The sequence below is a fragment of the Glycomyces sp. NPDC047010 genome (assembly GCF_040644205.1).
Classification (GTDB): domain Bacteria; phylum Actinomycetota; class Actinomycetes; order Mycobacteriales; family Micromonosporaceae; genus Glycomyces.
This window is the reverse complement of record NZ_JBEYVY010000012.1, coordinates 141,366-159,423: the sequence shown is the minus strand read 5'-3', so window position 1 is coordinate 159,423 and position 18,058 is coordinate 141,366. Positions and strand designations below refer to the sequence as shown.

Genomic DNA, 18,058 nt, shown 5'->3' with positions numbered 1-18,058 from the left:
ACCGGCCCAAGGCCACCGGCCCGCCGGTAGAGTCGGCGCCATGATCGCGATCGACCTCGACGGCAGGACCGCACTCGTCACCGGCTCCACCCAGGGCATCGGGGAGGCCATCGCCATACGGCTCGCGGCCGCGGGCGCCCGCGTCGGCGTCAACGGCCGCAACCCCGCCACCGTCGACCAGGCCGTCGCGCGCCTCGCCGCCGAGACCGGCGGCGACTACTTCGCCGCCCCCGGCGACCTCGCCACCGAGGACGGCGCCGCCGTCCTCGCCGAGTCCCTCCCCGCCGTCGACGTCCTCGTCAACAACCTCGGGATCTTCGGCGCCCAGCCCGCACTGGCGATCACCGACGACGAATGGCGCCGCTACTGGGAGGTGAACGTCCTCTCCGCGGTGCGCCTCATCCGCACCTACCTGCCCGGCATGACCGACCGCGGCTGGGGCCGCGTCCTCAACATCGCCTCGGACTCCGCGATCGTCATCCCCGAGGAGATGATCCACTACGGCACCAGCAAGACCGCGCTCCTCGCCGTCTCACGCGGCTTCGCGAAGACCGCCGCCGGGACCGGCACCACCGTCAACGCCGTGATCGCAGGGCCCACGCACACCGGCGGCGTCGAGGACTTCGTCTACCAGCTCGTCGACAAGGACCTGCCGTGGGACGAGGCGCAGCGCGAGTTCATGCGCGTCCACCGGCCCCAGTCGCTCCTGCACCGCCTCATCGAACCCGAGGAGATCGCGAACCTCGTCGCCTACCTCGCCTCGCCGCTCGCGTCCGCCACCACCGGCGCGGCCGTCCGCGTCGACGGCGGCTACGTCGACTCGATCATCCCCTGACCCGAGCACCACGCCTCTGAACCGCGCGACCACAGCAGCAGCACCACCGCCAGCGACACCGCGATCCCCGCGGTCGCCCCGAACCACGACGCCGCGTCCGCGGTCACCGCCAGCGAACCGACCCGCGGCCCCTCGAACCCGGGCCCGCCGTACCACGACAACAACCCCAGAGCGATCGCCGCCGCCTCCAGCAGCCCCGCGAGCTTCCGCGCAGTGTTGCTGCGCCGCACGATCATCGCCGCGAGCGCGCCCCGGCACACCGCGAACGCCGCCGTCCCCGCCGCGAACCGGTATAGCGCCGGCCCGGCCCCCGCGGGCACCGCCGTCCCGCCCGCCCGCGCCTGCGCGAGCGCCACCAGCGCGAACCCGAGGACGAACGCGCACACCAGCCCGACCCCGCACAGCCCCGACAGCGTCAGCACGGCCGCACGGGTCGATCCGGGCAGGTCGGCGAGGGCAGGCTCGTCCATGGGGGTCCTCCGGGCAGGCGTGAGGCGGGTCCCCTCAACGGTATAGCGCGCTCAAGCGCCCCGCCGCGCCCGCCCGAGCGGGATCACCAGCGGCGTCCCCGACACCGGGTCCGGCACCACCTTGCACGGCAGGTCGAACACGGCCTCCACGGTCGCCTCGGTGATGACCTCCGCCGGGGTCCCCTCCGCGTAGACCGCGCCGTCGCGCATCGCGACGATCCGCGACGCGTACCGCGCGGCCTGGTTCAGGTCGTGCAGGACCGCGATCACGGTGCGGCCCTCGTCGTTCAGGCCCGCGAAGATGTCGAGCAGCTCGATCTGGTGGGCGATGTCGAGGAACGTCGTCGGCTCGTCGAGCAGGAGCAGCTCCGTCTGCTGCGCGAGGACCATCGCGACCCACACGCGCTGGCGCTGGCCGCCGGAGAGCTCGTCCACGAGCCGGTCGGCGAGGTCCCGGGTCCCGGTGGCGGCCATGGCCTCCCGGACGGCGGCCTCGTCGGCGCGGCTCCACTGCCGCAGGGCGGTCTGGTGCGGGTAGCGGCCGCGGGCGACGAGGTCCTGCGCGGTGATCCCGTCCGGTGCGATCGAGGACTGGGGGAGCAGTCCCAGCCGCTTGGCGACCTGCTTCGACGGCTGGTGCGCGATGGCCTTGCCGTCCAGCAGGACCGCGCCCTCGGTGGGTTTGAGGAGCCGGGAGAGGACGCGCAGGAGCGTGGACTTCCCGCATGCGTTGGGGCCGACGATCGCGGTGAACGAGCCCGGTTCGACTGCCAGGTCGAGGCCGGTGCCGACGGGCCGGTCGCGGTAGCCGAACGTGACGTTCGCGGCTTCGAGGGTCATCGCAATTCCTTCCGCGACTGCGCGACGAGCAGCCAGACGAGGTAGGCGCCGCCGAGGATGATCGTCATGAGCCCCACCGGCAGCGCGATCGGCGGGACGTTGAGCGCGACCATGTCGCAGGTGACGAGCAGGAACGCGCCCATGACCGCGGAGGGCACGAGCTGCACGCCCGGCGCGCGGGCGAGGCGGCGCGCGAGCTGCGGCGCGACGAGCGCGACGAACGGGATCGGACCCGCGAGCGCCGTGACCACCGCGGAGAGGGACACGCCGACGACGACGAGCGCGAGCCGCACCGGCTCGACCGCGACGCCCATCGCGGCGGCGGCGTCGTCGCCGAGTTCGAGCATCCGCAGCCGCCGCCCGAGCCACAGGAGCGGCACGACCAGCGCGAGCACCACGGCCGTGCCGATGCGGGCGTCGGCCCAGTCGAGGCCGTTGAGGCTCCCGGCGCCCCACACGGCGGCCATCTGCGCCTGCCACAGGCTCGCCTTGAGGATCAGGTACGTGTTGACCGAGCCGAGGAGCGCGGTGACGGCGATGCCGACGACGATGAGCCGGAACCCGTGGACGCCGCGCCGGTACGCGAGGAGGTACACCGCGAGCGCGGTGGCGATGCCCCCGGCGAGCGCGGAGGGGATGACGAGGGCGGTGCCGCCGACGGCGATGATCGACACGACCGCGCCCGTGTAGGCGCCGGAGTCGAACCCGATCACGTCGGGACTCCCCAGCGGGTTCCTGGTGAGGGACTGGAAGATCGCGCCGGAGAGGCCGAGCGCGGCGCCGAAGACGACGCCGAGGAGCACCCGCGGCAGCCGCCACTGGACGACGACCGTCTCGACCGCGGTCCCGGCGTCCCCTGCGAGCGCCCGGACCACGTCCACTGCGGACACCCGCATCTCGCCGAGCCCGAGCGCGACCACCGCGGCCAGGATCGTCACGGCCGCAAGGGCAGCGGTGACCGCGGCGACCCGCAGGAGCGACCGGGACGAGTAGGCCCCGCCCGCGCGGAGCACGACGTAGCGCCTCACAGGCCGCTCGCTTTCTTCCTGCGCACCATACTGATGAGCACGGGCGCCCCGATGACGGCGGTGACGACGCCCGCGGGGATCTCGTCGGGCATGACCACGACCCGCCCGAGGACGTCGGCCGCGACCATGAGGCACGGCCCGAGGAGCACGCTGTACGCGAGGATCCACCGCTGGTCCGGCCCCGTGATCCACCTGGCGATGTGGGGGACCATCATGCCGAGGAACCACACGACGCCGACCGCGGCGGTCGCCGACCCGCACAGCAGCGTCACGGCGCCGACGACGGCGATGCGCGTCAGCCACTGGTTGCCGCCCAGCGCGGTCGCGAGGTCCTCGCCGAGCGCGGTCGCGTTGAGCCCCCGCGCGGCCACGGCCGCGAGGAGCAGCCCGGCCGCGACGAACGGCGCGATCGTCCCCACCGCGGGCCAGCCCAGGTCGGCCACGGACCCGGCCTGCCAGGACCGCATCGTCAGGAACGCGTCCCGGTTCAGCAGCACCACTGTGGACGCGATCCCTTGGAGGACCGCGCCGAGCGCGACCCCGCCGAGGACGAGCGTCACGGGCGAACGGCCGCGCCCGCCCATCGACCCGATGACGAACACCGCGCACGCGGTGACGACGGCCCCGAGGAACGCCGCCCACGTCTGGAGCAGGTGGTCGGCGCCGGGGACGGCCCGCACGACCAGGACCACGCCGAGCGCCGCGCCCGCGGACACGCCGAGGAGCCCGGGGTCGGCGAGGGGGTTCCTGGTGAGGCCCTGCATGAGGGCCCCGGCGACCGCGAGGGCGATGCCGACGACGATCGCGAGGACCGTCCGCGGGATCCGCTGGCCGACGACGATGACGTGGGCGTCGCCGTTGTCGCGGCCGAGGGCGGTGACGACGTCGGTGAGCGGCAGCGGCTTCGACCCGAACACGAGGCTGAGGACGACGAGGAGGGCGAGTGCGGCCGCGGCGGCGGCGAGCCCGAGGGCCCGCCGCCGCCGTCGCGGCGATGCTTCGACTGTCGCTTCAGTGGTGGTCATAGCCCCAGCGCCGTGAGGCGGTCCTCGTAGGCGTCGGCGACGGCCTCGGGGTCCTCGTCGGTGGCCCACATCGCTTGCAGCTCTTCACGGGTGGCGTCGTCGAGGGCGGCGTACCGCTCGCGCCACCGCTCGGCGTCGACCGTCCAGTACCCGAGGGCCTTGTAGGCGGTGGCGGGGAGGCCGAGTTCGCGGCGCAGGTGCTTGCGGGCGCCGCGGAGGGCCCTGGTCTCCCCGGCGACCCAGACGTACCCGGTGCCGTCGGGGCGGGGGAGGCCGCGGACGACCTCGTCGAGGCAGCTGGGGGCGTGCCCGTTGCCGCCGAGGACCCACGTGGTCTCCAGCTTCGGGTGCTCGGGCACGTCCACTTTGTGGGCTTCGTCGGCGACTTCGAGGACGAGCCTGGTGGCGACGTGCGGGGGCGTGAGCTCCACGATCCGCAGGGCCGCGGGGAGTCCGGCGTTGTCGGCGGCGAGGACCTGCCATTCGAGGCCCGCGGGCGGGTCGTAGAGCGGCTTGGGCGTGTTGATCCCGACGACGTCCCCGACTGTCGCGGCGCGGGCCCATCCGGCGGCGAGGCCGCCGTCGTGGACGACGAAGTCGATGGTGACGGTGCCTTCGCCGACGCCGCGGACCGTGTAGGTGCGCAGCCGATCGCCGTCCACTGTGGAGTAATCGATGTCGTCCCCGTCGACCTCGGGGAGCGGGGGCCGCTCCTCGCCGCCGAGGGGGAACAGGACGCGCACGTACTCGTCGCCGACGCCGCTGGTCGGGTACCCGGCGAGGCCCGGCCCGCCGAACACGATGCGCCGCAGCACGGGCGAGAGGTCCTCGACGGCGACGACCTCGGCGTGCATGACCCTCATGCCGCTCATCCGAGGAGCGCCTGCTCGACGACCGAGAGGAACGCGAGCTGCCCGCTGGGGGAGCCGAAGGTCATCTCCATCTCGTAGCCGACGATGCCGTCGCCCGGCACGAAGTCGAGGTCGGCCCAGAGGGGGTTCTGCGCGGCGTCGTCCAGGAGCTGCTGGAACTGCGCGTCGCCCTCCTCGCCGGTGTTCCGGATCATGAACGCGTAGTCGATGCCGTCCATCTTCCCGATAGTCTCGCCGCTGAGGGCCTCGCCTTCGCGGTCGTTCGCGAGGGAGGTCGGGGCGACGGTGAGCCCGAGGTCCTCGAAGACCTGGCATTCGACGCCCGCGTAGCAGCCGGTCTGGAACTGGTCCTCCCAGTAGCCGACGGGGGCGACGGTGATCCCGGCCGGGTCGTCCAGTTTCGCGCGGACCTCGGCGATGCGCTCGTCGTAGAGGGTCTTCCACTCCTCGAAGTACTGGGTGCGGCCGAGGGCGGCGGCGGTCTCCTCGAAGTGCTCCATCCAGGGGCGGCCGTCGAACGCGTCGACGCTGTAGGTCGGGGCGATCTCGGGGAGGCGGGAGACGACGTCGGGGTCGTAGCCGAGGCCGTTGAGGATGAAATCGGGCTCGGCGAGGAGCACGGACTCGTAGTCGTACTCGGGGTAGTTCGCGAACGTGGCGACGTCGGCGAGCGCCTCCTGCGGGAAGAAGCACGGGAACGTCGTGTACCCGGCGTCGCCGCGGATCGGCTGGCTCGCGGCGAGGGGGTAGCGCAGCCAGACGAGGATGTCGACGTCGGTGGTGTACATGCCGAGCGCGGCCTCGGGGGCGACGGGCAGGTCCACGTCGCCGAACCCGCTGGCGACGGTCTGCGTGCCGGTGCCCTCGGCGACGGGCGGGAGCTCGGGCAGCTCGGGGACCACGGCGTCCTGGCACTGCTCGCTGACCTGGGCCTCGCGCTCGGCGGCGTCCTCCTCGGCGGCGGGCGCGTCGGTGGTGCAGGAGGCGGCCATCATCAGCCCGGCGGCGCTCGCCAGGATCGCGGCGGCCCTGGGGCGCAGGGTGGTACGGGGGGTCAAGGCGGGCTCCTCTGCATTAGGTAAGCCTTACCTTAGAGCAGCGTGAACGCTCCTCGCAACATGCCCTGCACAACAGTGGCCCCGTCCCGCGGCCCGCACTTGCGCGTCCGCGCCCCGGTTATGTAAATTGATGAAAGTAAATACTCACGACCTTCGATTCCCGGCATGTCGCGGGCCGTGAACCCGACTCCGACAAGGACAACCGCATGACGATATCCACGGCGCGCCCGCGCCGCCTCGTGCTCGCCCTGACGGCACTCCTCGCCGCCGCCCTCGCCGCCGCGTCCCTCAACTTCTGGCAGACCGCCAGGGCCGAAGCCTTCGAGACCGGCACCTGGTACAACCTCCAGTCCCGCAGCTCCGGCCTCGTCCTCGGCATCCGCGCCGCCTCCCTCGACAACGGCGCCGAACTCGTCCAATGGGACTCCAACGGCTCCCAGGACCAGCAGTTCCGCTTCCTCGACGCCGGAAGCGGCTACTACAAGATCCAGGTCCGCCTCTCCGGCAAGGTCCTCGACGTCGACGGCGGCTCCACCGCCGACGGCGCCAAGATCCAGCAATGGGGCGACGCCGGCACCGCCAACCAGCAGTGGACCATCACCGAGAGCGGCGGCTACGCCACCTTCGTCAACCGCGCCTCCGGCAAAGCACTCGACGTCTGGGAATGGTCCACCGCCAAGGGCGGCAGGATCTCCCAGTACGCCGCCACCGGCGCCACCAATCAGCAGTTCAAACTCGTCCCCGTCGGCTCCCGCCCCGCCAACGTCGACCGGCTCGAAGGCTTCGGCCAAGGCGTCACCGGCGGCCAGGGCGGCACCACCGTCACCGTCACCACCCAAGCCGACCTCGAACGCTACGCCGCCGCCTCCGGCGCCTACACCATCCGCGTCGCCACCACCATCAACATCAGCCCCAAGGGCAAGGAGATCAGCGTCGGCTCCAACAAGACCGTCATCGGCGTCGGCACCTCCGGCCAGATCGTCGGCGGCGGATTCTTCCTCGGCACCGGCACCAGCAACGTCATCATCCGCAACCTCACCATCCGCGACACCCTCATGCCCGAAGACGACCCCGACGACAAGGACTACGACTACGACGGCATCCAGATGGACACCGCGTCCAACGTCTGGATCGACCACAACCGCATCTACAACATGAACGACGGCATCATCGACTCCCGCAAGGACACCACCAACCTCACCGTGTCCTGGAACGAGCTCGGCCCCGGCAACAAGTCCTTCGGCATCGGCTGGACCACCAACGTCACCTCGCGGATCACCATCCACCACAACTGGATCCACGGCACCAACCAGCGCAACCCCAGCACCGACAACGTCGCGCTGGCCCACCTGTACAACAACTACCTCCAGGACATCAGCGGGTACGGCAACTACTCGCGCGGCTCCACCAAGATGGTCCTGGAGAACTCCTACTTCGACAACGTGAACGACCCGTACTACCCCGACGCGACCGCGCAGCTGCGCCAGTCCGGGAGCATCTGCGTCGACTGCACCGGCGACCGCGTCACCAGCGGCTCCGCGTTCAACCCGTCCGACTACTACTCGTACACCCTCGACAGCGCCAGCTCCCTGCCCGCGCTGCTCGACACGTACGCCGGCCCGCAAGCCTGGCTCGGCGTCTAGCCGCCCGGTCCCCGGAGGCCCGGCCTCCGGGGACCGCCTACCCGACCGGTCCGCGCTCCCTGAACGCCGTCGGCGTCAACCCGTGCTGGCGCGCGAACTGCCGCGAGAAGTACATCGGGTCGTCGTACCCGGCCTCCCGCGCCACCGCGGCCACCGGCAGCGACGTGCCGTCCAGCAGCTCCCGCGCCAGCGCCATCCGCAACTGCACCTGGAACCGCAACGGCGACAAGCCGAGCCGCTCCCGGAACAGCGCGCTCAACTGGGACGCGCTCAACCCCACCATCGCCGCCAGGGCCGTCACCGACGTGCGCCGCGGCGCCGTCTCCCGCAGGTGCTCCACGGCCCGCTCCAGCGGGCTCAGGCTCGGCCCCGGCTCGCGGCGGCCCGTCGCCGCGACCTGCGCGAGCGCATGCCACGCCGCGCCCGCCGCGCGCATCAGGCCCGCCGTCGTCAACCCCGCGTCCAGTGCGTCGATGACCTGCGAGACCAGGCTCGCCACCGGCGCCGGGTCCCGCAGGTGCGTCACCGGCCCGCCCGCCGCCGCGTGCGCGGCCCGCACCAGGTCCGCCGCGTCCGAACCCGTGAAGTGGAACCACCACAGCGTCCACGGGTCCTCCGGCGCCGCACCGTACACGTGCTTCCGGTCCGCCGGGAGCAGCACCGTCCCGCCCCGCGCCACCGCGACCTCCTCGCCGCCCACCCGGCACCAGCCCGCGCCGTCGGTGCACACCAGCAGCACGTGCTCGCGCGCCCCGTGCGGGCGCGAGCGCCGGTGCCCGGCCGCGCGCGGGTAGCAGCCCGCATCGGTCACCAGCAGCTTCCCCGCCACCGGGTGCCGCAGCGCCTTCGCCACCGTCCCGCGCGGCACCACCAGCATCCGCTGGCCCGCGAACCCCTCGCGGATGCCGACCGTCGATTCGTCCATGCGCTTCATTGAATCGGCCATGGACGACCACGTCAAGGCCCCGTACGGTCGAGACCATGCCCGCACCAGAGTCGAGGATCGTCCTACCCGAGGCCCCCGCCGCCCTCGCCGACCGCCCCGTGCGCGCCTGGCGCGAACCCGTCGCGATCGACACCTACGCGCCCGCCGCCCCCGACCGCTACCCCGCCTACCTCGACCAGCGCGTCTACCAGGGCTCCTCCGGGGCGGTCTACCCGCTGCCGTTCATCGACGCCGTCTCGCGCGAGAAGACCCCGCGCGACTGGGACGCGATCCACCTGGAGAACGAGTACGTGCGGCTCATGATCCTCCCCGGCCTCGGCGGACGCATCCACATCGGACTCGACAAGACCCGCGGCCACGACTTCTTCTACCGCAACGACGTCATCAAACCCGCCCTCGTCGGCCTCGCCGGGCCCTGGGTCTCCGGCGGCGTCGAGTTCAACTGGCCCCAGCACCACCGCCCCGCCACCCACCTCCCCGTCGAGACCCTCATCGAAGAGGAGCCCGACGGCGCCGCCACCGCCTGGTGCTCCGACCACGACCCCTTCGCCCGCATGCAGGGCATGCACGGCATCCGACTCCGCCCCGGGAGCGCGCTCGTCGAACTGCGCGGCCACCTCGCCAACCGCACCGACGACATGCAGACGTTCCTGTGGTGGGCCAACGTCGCCGCCGCCGCCGGAGACGACTACCAGTCGTTCTTCCCTACCGACGTCCGCGTCGTCGCCGACCACGCCAAGCGCGCCACCACCACCTTCCCTGCCGCCCAAGGCCACTACTACGGCGTCGACTACCCGTCCCGCGCCCCCGGCGGCGACCGCCTCGACTGGTACCGCAACATCCCCGTCCCCACCTCCTACATGTGCCTCGACACCGACGACGACTTCTTCGGCGGCTACGACCACGCCGCCCGCGCCGGATTCGTTCACTGGGCCGACCACCGAGTCGCCCCCGGCAAGAAGCAGTGGACCTGGGGCAACGCCCCCTTCGGTTGTGCCTGGGACGCCCACCTCACCGACACCAACGGGCCCTACGTGGAGCTCATGGCCGGGGTCCACACCGACAACCAGCCCGACTTCTCCCACCTCCGGCCCGGCGAGACCCGCACCTTCTCCCAGTACTGGTACCCGATCCAGGACACCGGCCCCGTCCACCAGGCCACACTGGACGCCGCCGTCCGCCTCGACGTCGAAGGCGCGCTCGTCCGGATCGCCGCGGCCGTGACCGCTCCTCGGCCCGGCGCCCGAATCCTCCTGCGGACCGCTGACCGGACACTCCACGAAGCAGTCGCCGACCTCGCCCCCGGAACCCCGCACGTGGGGGAATTCCACCTGGCGGAACCCGTCGAGGCGACCGCACTCGAACTGACGGTCGAACACGAGGGCGAGACCCTCGCGACCTGGCGTCCCCGGCCCTCTCCCACGGAGCCCGCCACCGCCGACCCCGCGACCGAACCCCCTGCACCCGAAGCGATCACCTCCACCGACGAGCTCTACCTCACCGGCCTCCACCTCGACCAGTACCGCCACGCCACCCGCCCGCCCGAGCCCTACTGGCGCGAAGCCCTGCGCCGCGACCCCGGCGACGCCCGCTGCAACACCGCACTCGCCGCACGCCTCATGCGCACCGGCCGCCTGGCCGACGCCGAGACCCACCTGCGCACCGCCGTCGCACGCCTCACCCGCCGCAACCCCAACCCCCGCGACGGCGAAGCCCACTACCGCCTCGGCCTCGTCCTCACCCGCCAAGGCCGCACCGCCGAAGCCAAGGCCGCCTTCGGAAAAGCCGCCTGGGACCAGACCTGGACCGACCCCGCAGCGCTCGCCACCGCCCGCCTCGACCTCGCTTCCAACCCTGCGACCGGCCTCGACGCCGAACCCGCCCTCACCGACCTCGTCACCCGCAGCCCCCGCCACACCCAGGCCCGCAACCTCCTCACCGTCGCAGCCCTCCGCCGCGGCGACCGCGACCGCGCCGCCGCCATCACCGCCGACACCCTCCGCGACAACCCGCTCGACGCCTGGGCCCGCGACCTCGCCACCCGCCTCGGCCTCGACGCCCAACCCACCACCGACCCCACGATCGCCCTCGACGTCGCCCTCGAATACCTCGCGATCCGCGAAGACCGCACCGCGACCGACCTCCTCGCCACCGCCGCGACCCTCACCCCGGCCCCCGGCCAGGTCAACATCGCCCCCATCGCCTGGCTCCACCGCGCCGACCTCGCCTTCACCCGCGGCGACGAGACCGCCGCCGACCAAGCGCTGCAACAGGTCCATGACCTCGACCGCACCTGGTGCTTCCCCACCCACACCGAAGACGACGCCCTCGCGCGCCTGCGCCAGCACCGCCCCGGCGACCCCGTCATCGCCGCGCTGGCGGGACACCGCCTGTACGCCGCGGGCCGCCGCGACGAGGCGATCGCCGCATGGGAGGCCGCCGCGGGCACCGGCGACCCGGTGGTGCTGCGCAACCTCGGGGTCGCCGCCCACAACGTCCAGGGCGACCCCGAGCGCGCCGCCGACTGGTACGCGCGCGCCCGCGCTGTCGCCCCTGACGACGCCCGCCTCCTCTACGAAGCCGACCAGCTCGACGCCCGCCGCGGCGTCGATCCCGCGAAACGCCTTGCGGTCCTGGAAGACCGCCGCGACCTGGTCGACACCCGCGACGACCTCACCGTGCAGCTCGCGGAACTCCTGACCTTGACCGGTCGACCCGCCGACGCGCTCGACGTCCTCGCTGGCCGAGCGTTCCAGCCCTGGGAAGGCGGCGAAGGCCGCGTCCTGGCCGCCTGGGAGGAGGCCCACTTGTCATGCGCCCGCGCGGCACTCGCCGCTGGAGACGCCCCGCTCGCCGTGACCCACGCACGCGCCGCCCTCGGTCCCGCCCCGAACCTCGGCGAGGCCCGCCACCCGCTCGCCAACACCGCCGACCTGCACCTGGCCCTCGGCGACGCCCTCGCCGCCGCGGGCGAGGCCGAAGCCGCCCGCGCGGCCTGGCGCGAAGCGGCGCAACAGGAAGGCGACTTCCAGGGGATGCGAGTCCAGGCGTACTCCGAGCACACCGCGGCCTCGGTGACGGCCCTCCGCCGCCTAGGCGATACCGCCGCAGCCCAGGCGCTCCGAGACGGCCTGGCCGACCACATAGAGACCCAGTCCTCAGATATCGCCACAGTGGACTACTTCGCGACTTCACTCCCCGAGATGCTCCTTTTCACCACCGACCTCCAAGCCGCCCATGACAAGCGCACGGCCGCACTCCGCGCCCAACTCGCGCAGCTCGACGAGGAGTCGAAATGACCCGAAGCATCCGTGTCCCCGCCCCGCCGCCCCCGACCCGCGGCCATCTGCCGTTCGGTGGCGGCGACATCGAGGTCACCAGCCGCTGGATCGAACGCGGCGGCCGCCCGTGGATCCCGCGGACCGGCGAGATCCATTATTCGCGGCTCCCGCGCGAACGGTGGAGCGAGACCCTCGGCCACGCCCGCGCCGGCGGCCTCGACTCCGTTGCGACCTATGTCTTCTGGGCCGCGCACGAGCCCGAGCCGGGCCGTTTCGACTGGACCGGGAACCTCGACCTCCGCGCGTTCGTGGAACTCGCGGCCGGGCACGGGCTCGACGTCGTGATCCGCCTCGGGCCGTGGGCGCACGGCGAGTACCGCAACGGCGGGTTTCCCGACTGGCTCCTGGAACGGGACCTGAAGGCCCGCACCGACGACCCGGCGTACCTCGCGCTCGTGCGCGCGCTCTACGCGGAGACGATCGGGCAGCTCCGCGGCCTCACGCACGCCGAGGGCGGGCCGATCATCGCCGCCCAGGTGGACAACGAGCTGTACGACCAGCCCGGTCACCTTGCGACCCTTCGGGTCATGGCCGAGGAGCTCGGCCTGCGCGTGCCGATCTGGACGGCGACCGGGTGGGGCGGCGCGCAGGTCCCGGACACGCTCCTGCCCGTGTTCGGTGCGTACGCCGACGGCTTCTGGGAGGAGGCGACGACCGAGTGGCCCGCGTTCGCGCCGGTCCACTTCCGGTACAGCACCACCCGCGACGACCTCACCGTCGGCGCCGACCTCCGCGAGGCCCTCGACGGCGTCGCGGCGGGCCCGGCCGCCGACCGCGACGACGTGCCGTTCGTGACCTGCGAGCTGGGTGGCGGCATGCACGTGGCGTACCACCGGCGCCCGCTGGTCGAACCCGAGGACGTCGCGGCGGTCGCCCTCGCGAAGCTCGGCTCCGGCTCGGCCTGGCAGGGCTACTACATGTACGCGGGCGGTACGCAGCGCACCGGACCCCAAGGGACGGAACAGGAGTCGCAGGCGACCGGGTACCCGAACGACGTGCCGCTCCTGACGTACGACTTCCACGCCCCGATCGGCGAACACGGCCAGATCCGCCCGCACCACCATCTCCTGCGGCGCCAGCACCTATGGCTCGACGCCGACGGCCACCGCCTCGCGCGCATGGCGCCGCACATCGGCGACGATCCCGGCGGGCTCCGCTGGTCGGTGCGCTCCGACGGCACCAGCGGCTACCTCTTCGCGACGACCTACCAGCCGCGCCACCACCGGCTCCCCGCGCAGCCCGGTGTGCAGTTCACGGTCCATTTCGACGACGCCACGATCACGGTCCCGACCACCCCCATCGACCTCCCCGCGGACCGCTCCCTCGCCTGGCCCCTCCGCTACCCCCTCACCGACGCCCTCGAACTCCGAAGCGCCACAGCCCAACTCCTCACCCGATTCCCCCTCACCAACCCCGCCGCCAGCGGCGGCGGAACCGCCGAAGGCGGCACGTACGCCGCGACGGTACCCGCCACGACCGACATTCCGGCCGGGACCGGCGGCGGCCCACCCGCCCTCGACGCACCTGATGTTTCCGTCGGCGCGCGAGACCTCGTCGTCTTCGCGGCGATCGACGGTGTGCCGGTCGAACTGGTCCTAGGCGACGGCACGCCAGTCGAGCTTCCCGGATCTCCCGGGCCGGACTGCTTCATCGACCTAGACGGCGTGCGGCTCCTGGTGCTCGACGAAGCGAGCGCGAATCGCCTCTACCGCTTGCGCCTCGCCGGGCGCGACCGCCTGGTCCTCGCCGACGCCCCGGTCTACGCCGACGGCAATGACCTCGTTGTTCACTCCGACCGGGAGCGAGTGAACCTCGCGATCCTCTATGGGCCTGATGGTTCCTGGCGCGCTTATGCGCTCATGGTTCCGGGCGCCGGTTCGGAGCCGCTCCTTGCCGACTTGCGTCCCGGACATGGGCCTGCGGCTGTGCCACGGTGTGGCGGGCCCATGGGGCGTCTCAGTGCTCCTGAGGACTATTCCGGTGCTGCCGTCGTCCATGTCGAGTTGCCCGAGCCGAGTGCCGATCGGACTCTGTTGCGCATCGAGTGGACCGGTGATGTCGCGCGTGCCTATTCGGGCGGCCGACTCGTCGGTGACCACTTCTGGCATGGCCGCCCTTGGGACATCGATGTCACCTCCCTTGGCTCTGTTCGGCTCGAATTCCTTCCCTGGGTCCGCAGTACCGGGGTCTGGGTCGATCCGGCCCTGCGTCGGAGGGAGGACGGGGTAGCCGTCGAATCTGTGACAGCAATCCGGGTCAAAGAGACCCGACTCACCATTGAGGAGGATTCATGAATGATGCGAACGTAGTTGACCTGCCCGAACGTCTCTCTATGACGCTCTGGGACTTCTCCTGGTATGTGCGGACCGGGCCAGGCGAGCCGTTCGAGGACCTGGATGCGGCGTTCGCGCGGGCGGTGGAGTTGGGGTACAACGCCGTTCGTATCTGCGCGATGCCGATCCTGCTGTTCAGGTCGGGGGTCGATACTTCCGCGCTCCGGCTGGAACCGCTCGGCGGGGAGTACGGGGGCCGGGTCCGCTGGTACGACGTGCGCGAGCCCACGGTGATCGATGCGAAGGCGCATCTGCTGGCGTTCTTCCGGGCGGCGGATCGGCACGGCGTCAAGGTCATCGTCTCCTCCTGGGAGTACCAGCAGAGTCCGGCGTTCGCCGACGACCCGGCCTGGTACGAGGCCCTTCATGCCGTGGCGCCGGAGGACCGGCTCACGGTGCTCGCCGAGGCCCAGGCCGACCTGGTGGATTACCTGGAGCAGCACGGGCTCGCCCATGTCGTCGCCTGCGTCGAGCCGCACAACGAGGTGCAGATCGGGCACCTCACCGCCGGGCTGCCCGGCGTCGAGGACTCGGTCGTCGAGCTTCGGGACCGGCTTGAGCGCGGGATCGCCGCATTCCTCGCCCGGCACCCCGACGTCCCCTGCGCCCCCAACTACGGCGGCGTCCCCGTCAGCTCCATGCGCGGCCTGCCCCGCAACGCGACCGCGCTCGGCTTCCACCCCTACGTCTACGGCGTCCTCGACGACCTCATCGCCGAGTTCGGCCTCCGCCGCCCCGCCGCCGAGTTCCCCCAGGAGGACGCCGCGGCCCGCCTGCTGCGCCCCGGCGCCCCGGCCCTCAGCGAATGGGCTCTGCCCGAGGCGAACGCGTGGAAGCTCAAGGCGTCGATCATGCAGCCCGCCGAGATCTACGTCCACGACTGGTGCGACCCCGAACTGTTCGACCGCTACCTGTACGACCACTACGGCGAGCACCGCATCGCCATGGCGAACCGCCTGCGCGACTGGATCGACGCCGCCGCCGACCACGCCAAGCTTCTCGGCGTGCCCTTCTACTTCGGGGAGGGCTGGGTCGGGTACACGCCCCGGGACGGCCGCTTCGAGGAGGGCCCGGTCGGGGCCGGGATCTGCCGGGACGCCGTCGCGCATTCGGTGAGGGTCGGCGCGTGGGGGACGATCGTGTGCTCGAACGCGGCCCCGCAGCACGCGATGTGGGAGGACGAGGCGCTCCAGCGCGAATGCAACGCCGCCTTCCGGAAAGGGTAGGCAGGGCGGAACGCCCCGGGCCTGATCGGCGCCCGGGGCGTTCCTCATCGGTGGGGAGTGCCTACTGGGGTGCTACTGGGCGAGGCCGCAGGGGTTGGCCTCTTCGCCCTCGTCGAGGGTGTCGAGCTGGATGAAGCCGGCGTCCTCGATCTCGTCCTTGGCGTCGTCCGAGCAGATCCAGCCCCAGTCGACGTCGTTGTCGCCGAACAGGTTCCGGAGGTCGGTGCGGATGCCGCCGGCGGCGGGGCCGTCGAGCGGGGTGGTGTCGACGACGACGTTGAAGAGCGGGCGGGACAGGAAGAAGCCGGAGGTGTTCAGCTGGACCGGCTTGACGCTGGAGCCGTCGACCGGGACCTGGGTGTTGAAGCGGCCGACCGAGAACGGGACGATCGCGTTCGCGTTGCCGTCGACGGCGGTCGCGTCGTGCTCCTGGACCTCGTCGACGCAGGCGCCGGGGGAGGTCACGCCGATGGCGGCGAGGAACGCGGTGCGGGTGCCGGAGCCGGCCTGGGGGATCTTCGCGTCGATGAGCGCGGTGGACCACGCCGCGTTCAGGTCGCTCCACTGGTCGACGGAGCAGTTGTAGATCGACGCGAGCTGGCCCGCCGTCAGGTTGAGCGGCGCGTTGGTGCCGACCGCGTCGGCCGGGAAGTCCGTGTTGATCGCGCCGTTGGTGCGGTTGACCGCGTAGCGCATGTTGTCGAGCGCGAACGGCAGGAACAGGACCTGCGGGCCGCCCGCGACGCCGTTGCAGAGGCTGTCGGACGCCTGGCGGGCGCGCGAGGAGCGGGCGAAGTCGACGAAGCTGTCCTGGGTGCCGTCGCAGGCGGTGTCCAGGCGCAGGTGGTTGATGCCCGCGGAGGAGCCGTTGGGGCGGACGACGGTCTCGTTGTTGGCGTCCTGGACGCCGTCGGTGTCCTGGTCCACCACCCAGATGCTGTCGCCGGGCAGGCCCGTGGTCGGGTTGACCGCGTCCCAGGACGCGAGGTCGCCGCCGGTGAACGCGGCGTTGTACGACACCGCGAGGTCGTTGAGCGCGAACTGGGTGGTGTCCGAGCCGACGCCGACGATGTCGGCGCCGACGGGCTGGAACGACGGGTCCGCGTTCGCGGCACCGATCCCGGTGGTGATGGCGAGCGCGACGCCGGCAGCGGCGGCAGCGGTCCTGGCCATGATCCGCATGGGAACTCCATTCGAGTCAGGTGGTTGCGCTTCGGAACGAAGCAACTACGAGACTGAAGGACCGCGCGCCCCGGAACTACCACCTCACGGCCAAGACCGCGTCAACTGGCCATGCCCAGCCGGTTAAGGAGCCGTTGCACCGCCAGCTCGCACGGCATGCCCGGAGGATCGGGCCCGTCTCGGCGAAATGCCTGCTGGGAAATCCGCAGAATGTCGATTTTGCACTGTCTTGTGTATGAGGCAGATCACGGGCCATGCGTCGTGAACCTCCGGTTCACTCCCTTGTGGGCCCTTGGTCACGGCGTGCCCGTTGGATCGCAGTGCGTGAAGGAACACCCCCGTCCGTGAGGAGCCTCCCCCCGTGAACGTCCTCGACCCGCATCGCACCGGGAACGGGCAGCCCCCGCCCGGTGCCACCGCGGTCCTCCCGCACACCCCCGACGCCACCGCCGTGCTCCCCGCCGCCGACGAGCACGCCCGCGGCGCCCTGCTCGAAGCGGACCGCGTCTCCGCCTGGTTCGGGAGCCACAAAGTCCTCGAACGGGTCTCGCTCGCCATGCGCCCCGGCACCGTCACCGCCCTCATCGGACCCTCCGGGTGCGGGAAGTCGACGTTCCTGCGCATCCTCAACCGGATGCACGAGCTCGTCCCCGGCGCGGGCCTCGGCGGCGAGGTCCGCCTCAACGGCGCCGACATATACGACCAGGGCCAGCGCATCACCGAGACCCGCCGCCGCATCGGCATGGTCTTCCAGAAGCCGAACCCGTTCCCCGCCATGTCGATCGAGGACAACGTCACCGCCGGGCTCAAGCTCACCGGGACGCGCCGCACCCGCGCCGAGAAGCGCGACCTCGTCGAGCGGTGCCTCACCAAGGCCGGGCTGTGGCGCGAGGTCCGCGACCGGCTCGCCCAGCCCGGGTCCTCGCTCTCCGGCGGCCAGCAGCAGCGGCTGTGCATCGCCAGGTCCCTCGCCGTGCGGCCGGACGTGCTCCTCATGGACGAGCCGTGCTCGGCGCTCGACCCGACCTCCACGCGCCGCATCGAGGAGACCATCGCGGAGCTGCGCACCGAGGTCACCATCGTCATCGTCACCCACAACATGCAGCAGGCCGCGCGCGTCTCCCAGTACAGCGCGTTCTTCCTCGCCGAGGAGGGGAAGCCCGGCGTCGTCGTCGAGCAGGCCGGCACCGAGACCATGTTCGGCTCCCCGAGCGACCCCCGCACCGCCGACTACATCCACGGCCGCTTCGGCTGACCGG

14 protein-coding genes are annotated in these 18,058 nt (G+C 72.1%); 6 read left to right on the top strand and 8 right to left on the bottom strand.

Features of this window, described 5'->3' with window-relative positions; genetic code table 11:
• Positions 1 to 43: 43 nt before the first annotated feature.
• Entirely contained in the window at positions 44 to 835 is a 792-nt protein-coding gene (locus AB0A65_RS22895) for an SDR family oxidoreductase (RefSeq protein ID WP_359954333.1), read from the top strand.
• On the opposite strand, the gene AB0A65_RS22890 is transcribed toward AB0A65_RS22895, so the two are convergent.
• From AB0A65_RS22890 to AB0A65_RS22865, 6 genes are read right to left on the bottom strand one after another with little or no spacing between them, the layout of a single operon-like run.
• The gene (locus tag AB0A65_RS22890) at positions 811 to 1,305 is read right to left on the bottom strand and encodes a hypothetical protein (protein WP_359954195.1); all 495 of its coding nucleotides are present in this window, start codon (positions 1,303 to 1,305) and stop codon (positions 811 to 813) included. The two genes, AB0A65_RS22895 and AB0A65_RS22890, sit on opposite strands and share 25 nt — an antisense overlap.
• Positions 1,306 to 1,356: 51 nt before the next feature.
• On the bottom strand, positions 1,357 to 2,145 hold the full coding sequence (locus AB0A65_RS22885) for an ABC transporter ATP-binding protein (protein ID WP_359954193.1): 789 nt from the start codon (positions 2,143 to 2,145) through the stop codon (positions 1,357 to 1,359).
• Positions 2,142 to 3,173, bottom strand: coding sequence for an iron chelate uptake ABC transporter family permease subunit (locus AB0A65_RS22880; RefSeq protein WP_359954191.1), 1,032 nt, complete (start codon positions 3,171 to 3,173; stop codon positions 2,142 to 2,144). Before AB0A65_RS22880 ends, AB0A65_RS22885 begins: the two co-directional genes overlap by 4 nt.
• The gene (locus AB0A65_RS22875; protein WP_359954189.1) at positions 3,170 to 4,198 is read right to left on the bottom strand and encodes an iron chelate uptake ABC transporter family permease subunit; all 1,029 of its coding nucleotides are present in this window, start codon (positions 4,196 to 4,198) and stop codon (positions 3,170 to 3,172) included. Before AB0A65_RS22875 ends, AB0A65_RS22880 begins: the two co-directional genes overlap by 4 nt.
• Complete coding sequence (locus AB0A65_RS22870; RefSeq protein WP_359954187.1) at positions 4,195 to 5,070, bottom strand: siderophore-interacting protein; 876 nt, start codon at positions 5,068 to 5,070, stop codon at positions 4,195 to 4,197. Before AB0A65_RS22870 ends, AB0A65_RS22875 begins: the two co-directional genes overlap by 4 nt.
• Complete coding sequence (locus AB0A65_RS22865; RefSeq protein WP_359954185.1) at positions 5,067 to 6,128, bottom strand: ABC transporter substrate-binding protein; 1,062 nt, start codon at positions 6,126 to 6,128, stop codon at positions 5,067 to 5,069. Before AB0A65_RS22865 ends, AB0A65_RS22870 begins: the two co-directional genes overlap by 4 nt.
• A gap of 206 nt (positions 6,129 to 6,334) precedes the next feature.
• On the opposite strand from AB0A65_RS22865, the gene AB0A65_RS22860 reads away from it, so the two are divergent.
• Positions 6,335 to 7,771, top strand: a complete 1,437-nt coding sequence (locus AB0A65_RS22860; RefSeq protein WP_359954183.1) for an RICIN domain-containing protein — start codon at positions 6,335 to 6,337, stop codon at positions 7,769 to 7,771.
• A gap of 37 nt (positions 7,772 to 7,808) precedes the next feature.
• Here the strand turns inward: AB0A65_RS22860 and AB0A65_RS22855 are convergent, their stop codons facing one another.
• Positions 7,809 to 8,696, bottom strand: coding sequence for an AraC family transcriptional regulator (locus tag AB0A65_RS22855; protein ID WP_359954181.1), 888 nt, complete (start codon positions 8,694 to 8,696; stop codon positions 7,809 to 7,811).
• Positions 8,697 to 8,752: 56 nt separating this feature from the next.
• Between AB0A65_RS22855 and AB0A65_RS22850 the strand changes: the two genes are divergently transcribed.
• From AB0A65_RS22850 to AB0A65_RS22840, 3 genes are read left to right on the top strand one after another with little or no spacing between them, the layout of a single operon-like run.
• Positions 8,753 to 12,016 carry a DUF5107 domain-containing protein gene (locus AB0A65_RS22850; protein WP_359954179.1) on the top strand — a complete coding sequence of 1,088 codons (3,264 nt, stop codon included), beginning with the start codon at positions 8,753 to 8,755 and terminating at the stop codon, positions 12,014 to 12,016.
• The gene (locus tag AB0A65_RS22845; RefSeq protein ID WP_359954177.1) at positions 12,013 to 14,352 is read left to right on the top strand and encodes a beta-galactosidase; all 2,340 of its coding nucleotides are present in this window, start codon (positions 12,013 to 12,015) and stop codon (positions 14,350 to 14,352) included. The genes AB0A65_RS22850 and AB0A65_RS22845 overlap by 4 nt, the downstream gene beginning before the upstream one ends.
• Positions 14,353 to 14,390: 38 nt before the next feature.
• Positions 14,391 to 15,617, top strand: a complete 1,227-nt coding sequence (locus tag AB0A65_RS22840) for a cellulase-like family protein (RefSeq protein WP_359954175.1) — start codon at positions 14,391 to 14,393, stop codon at positions 15,615 to 15,617.
• A gap of 72 nt (positions 15,618 to 15,689) precedes the next feature.
• On the opposite strand, the gene AB0A65_RS22835 is transcribed toward AB0A65_RS22840, so the two are convergent.
• Complete coding sequence (locus AB0A65_RS22835) at positions 15,690 to 16,790, bottom strand: substrate-binding domain-containing protein (protein WP_359954173.1); 1,101 nt, start codon at positions 16,788 to 16,790, stop codon at positions 15,690 to 15,692.
• 460 nt (positions 16,791 to 17,250) lie between these two features.
• Between AB0A65_RS22835 and AB0A65_RS22830 the strand changes: the two genes are divergently transcribed.
• A complete protein-coding gene (locus tag AB0A65_RS22830; protein ID WP_359954331.1) occupies positions 17,251 to 18,054 on the top strand; it encodes a phosphate ABC transporter ATP-binding protein in 804 nt (267 codons plus the stop codon).
• The last annotated feature ends 4 nt before the right edge of the window (positions 18,055 to 18,058 follow it).

What these genes read in the sequence shown, in the direction of transcription:
- AB0A65_RS22890 (WP_359954195.1), bottom strand. Translation starts at nt 1,305, where the DNA reads ATGGACGAGCCTGCCCTCGCCGACCTGCCCGGATCGACCCGTGCGGCC.
- AB0A65_RS22885 (WP_359954193.1), bottom strand. Translation starts at nt 2,145, where the DNA reads ATGACCCTCGAAGCCGCGAACGTCACGTTCGGCTACCGCGACCGGCCC.
- AB0A65_RS22875 (WP_359954189.1), bottom strand. Translation starts at nt 4,198, where the DNA reads ATGACCACCACTGAAGCGACAGTCGAAGCATCGCCGCGACGGCGGCGG.
- AB0A65_RS22870 (WP_359954187.1), bottom strand. Translation starts at nt 5,070, where the DNA reads ATGAGCGGCATGAGGGTCATGCACGCCGAGGTCGTCGCCGTCGAGGAC.
- AB0A65_RS22860 (WP_359954183.1), top strand. Translation starts at nt 6,335, where the DNA reads ATGACGATATCCACGGCGCGCCCGCGCCGCCTCGTGCTCGCCCTGACG.
- AB0A65_RS22855 (WP_359954181.1), bottom strand. Translation starts at nt 8,696, where the DNA reads ATGGACGAATCGACGGTCGGCATCCGCGAGGGGTTCGCGGGCCAGCGG.
- AB0A65_RS22850 (WP_359954179.1), top strand. Translation starts at nt 8,753, where the DNA reads ATGCCCGCACCAGAGTCGAGGATCGTCCTACCCGAGGCCCCCGCCGCC.
- AB0A65_RS22845 (WP_359954177.1), top strand. Translation starts at nt 12,013, where the DNA reads ATGACCCGAAGCATCCGTGTCCCCGCCCCGCCGCCCCCGACCCGCGGC.
- AB0A65_RS22840 (WP_359954175.1), top strand. Translation starts at nt 14,391, where the DNA reads ATGACGCTCTGGGACTTCTCCTGGTATGTGCGGACCGGGCCAGGCGAG.
- AB0A65_RS22835 (WP_359954173.1), bottom strand. Translation starts at nt 16,790, where the DNA reads ATGGCCAGGACCGCTGCCGCCGCTGCCGGCGTCGCGCTCGCCATCACC.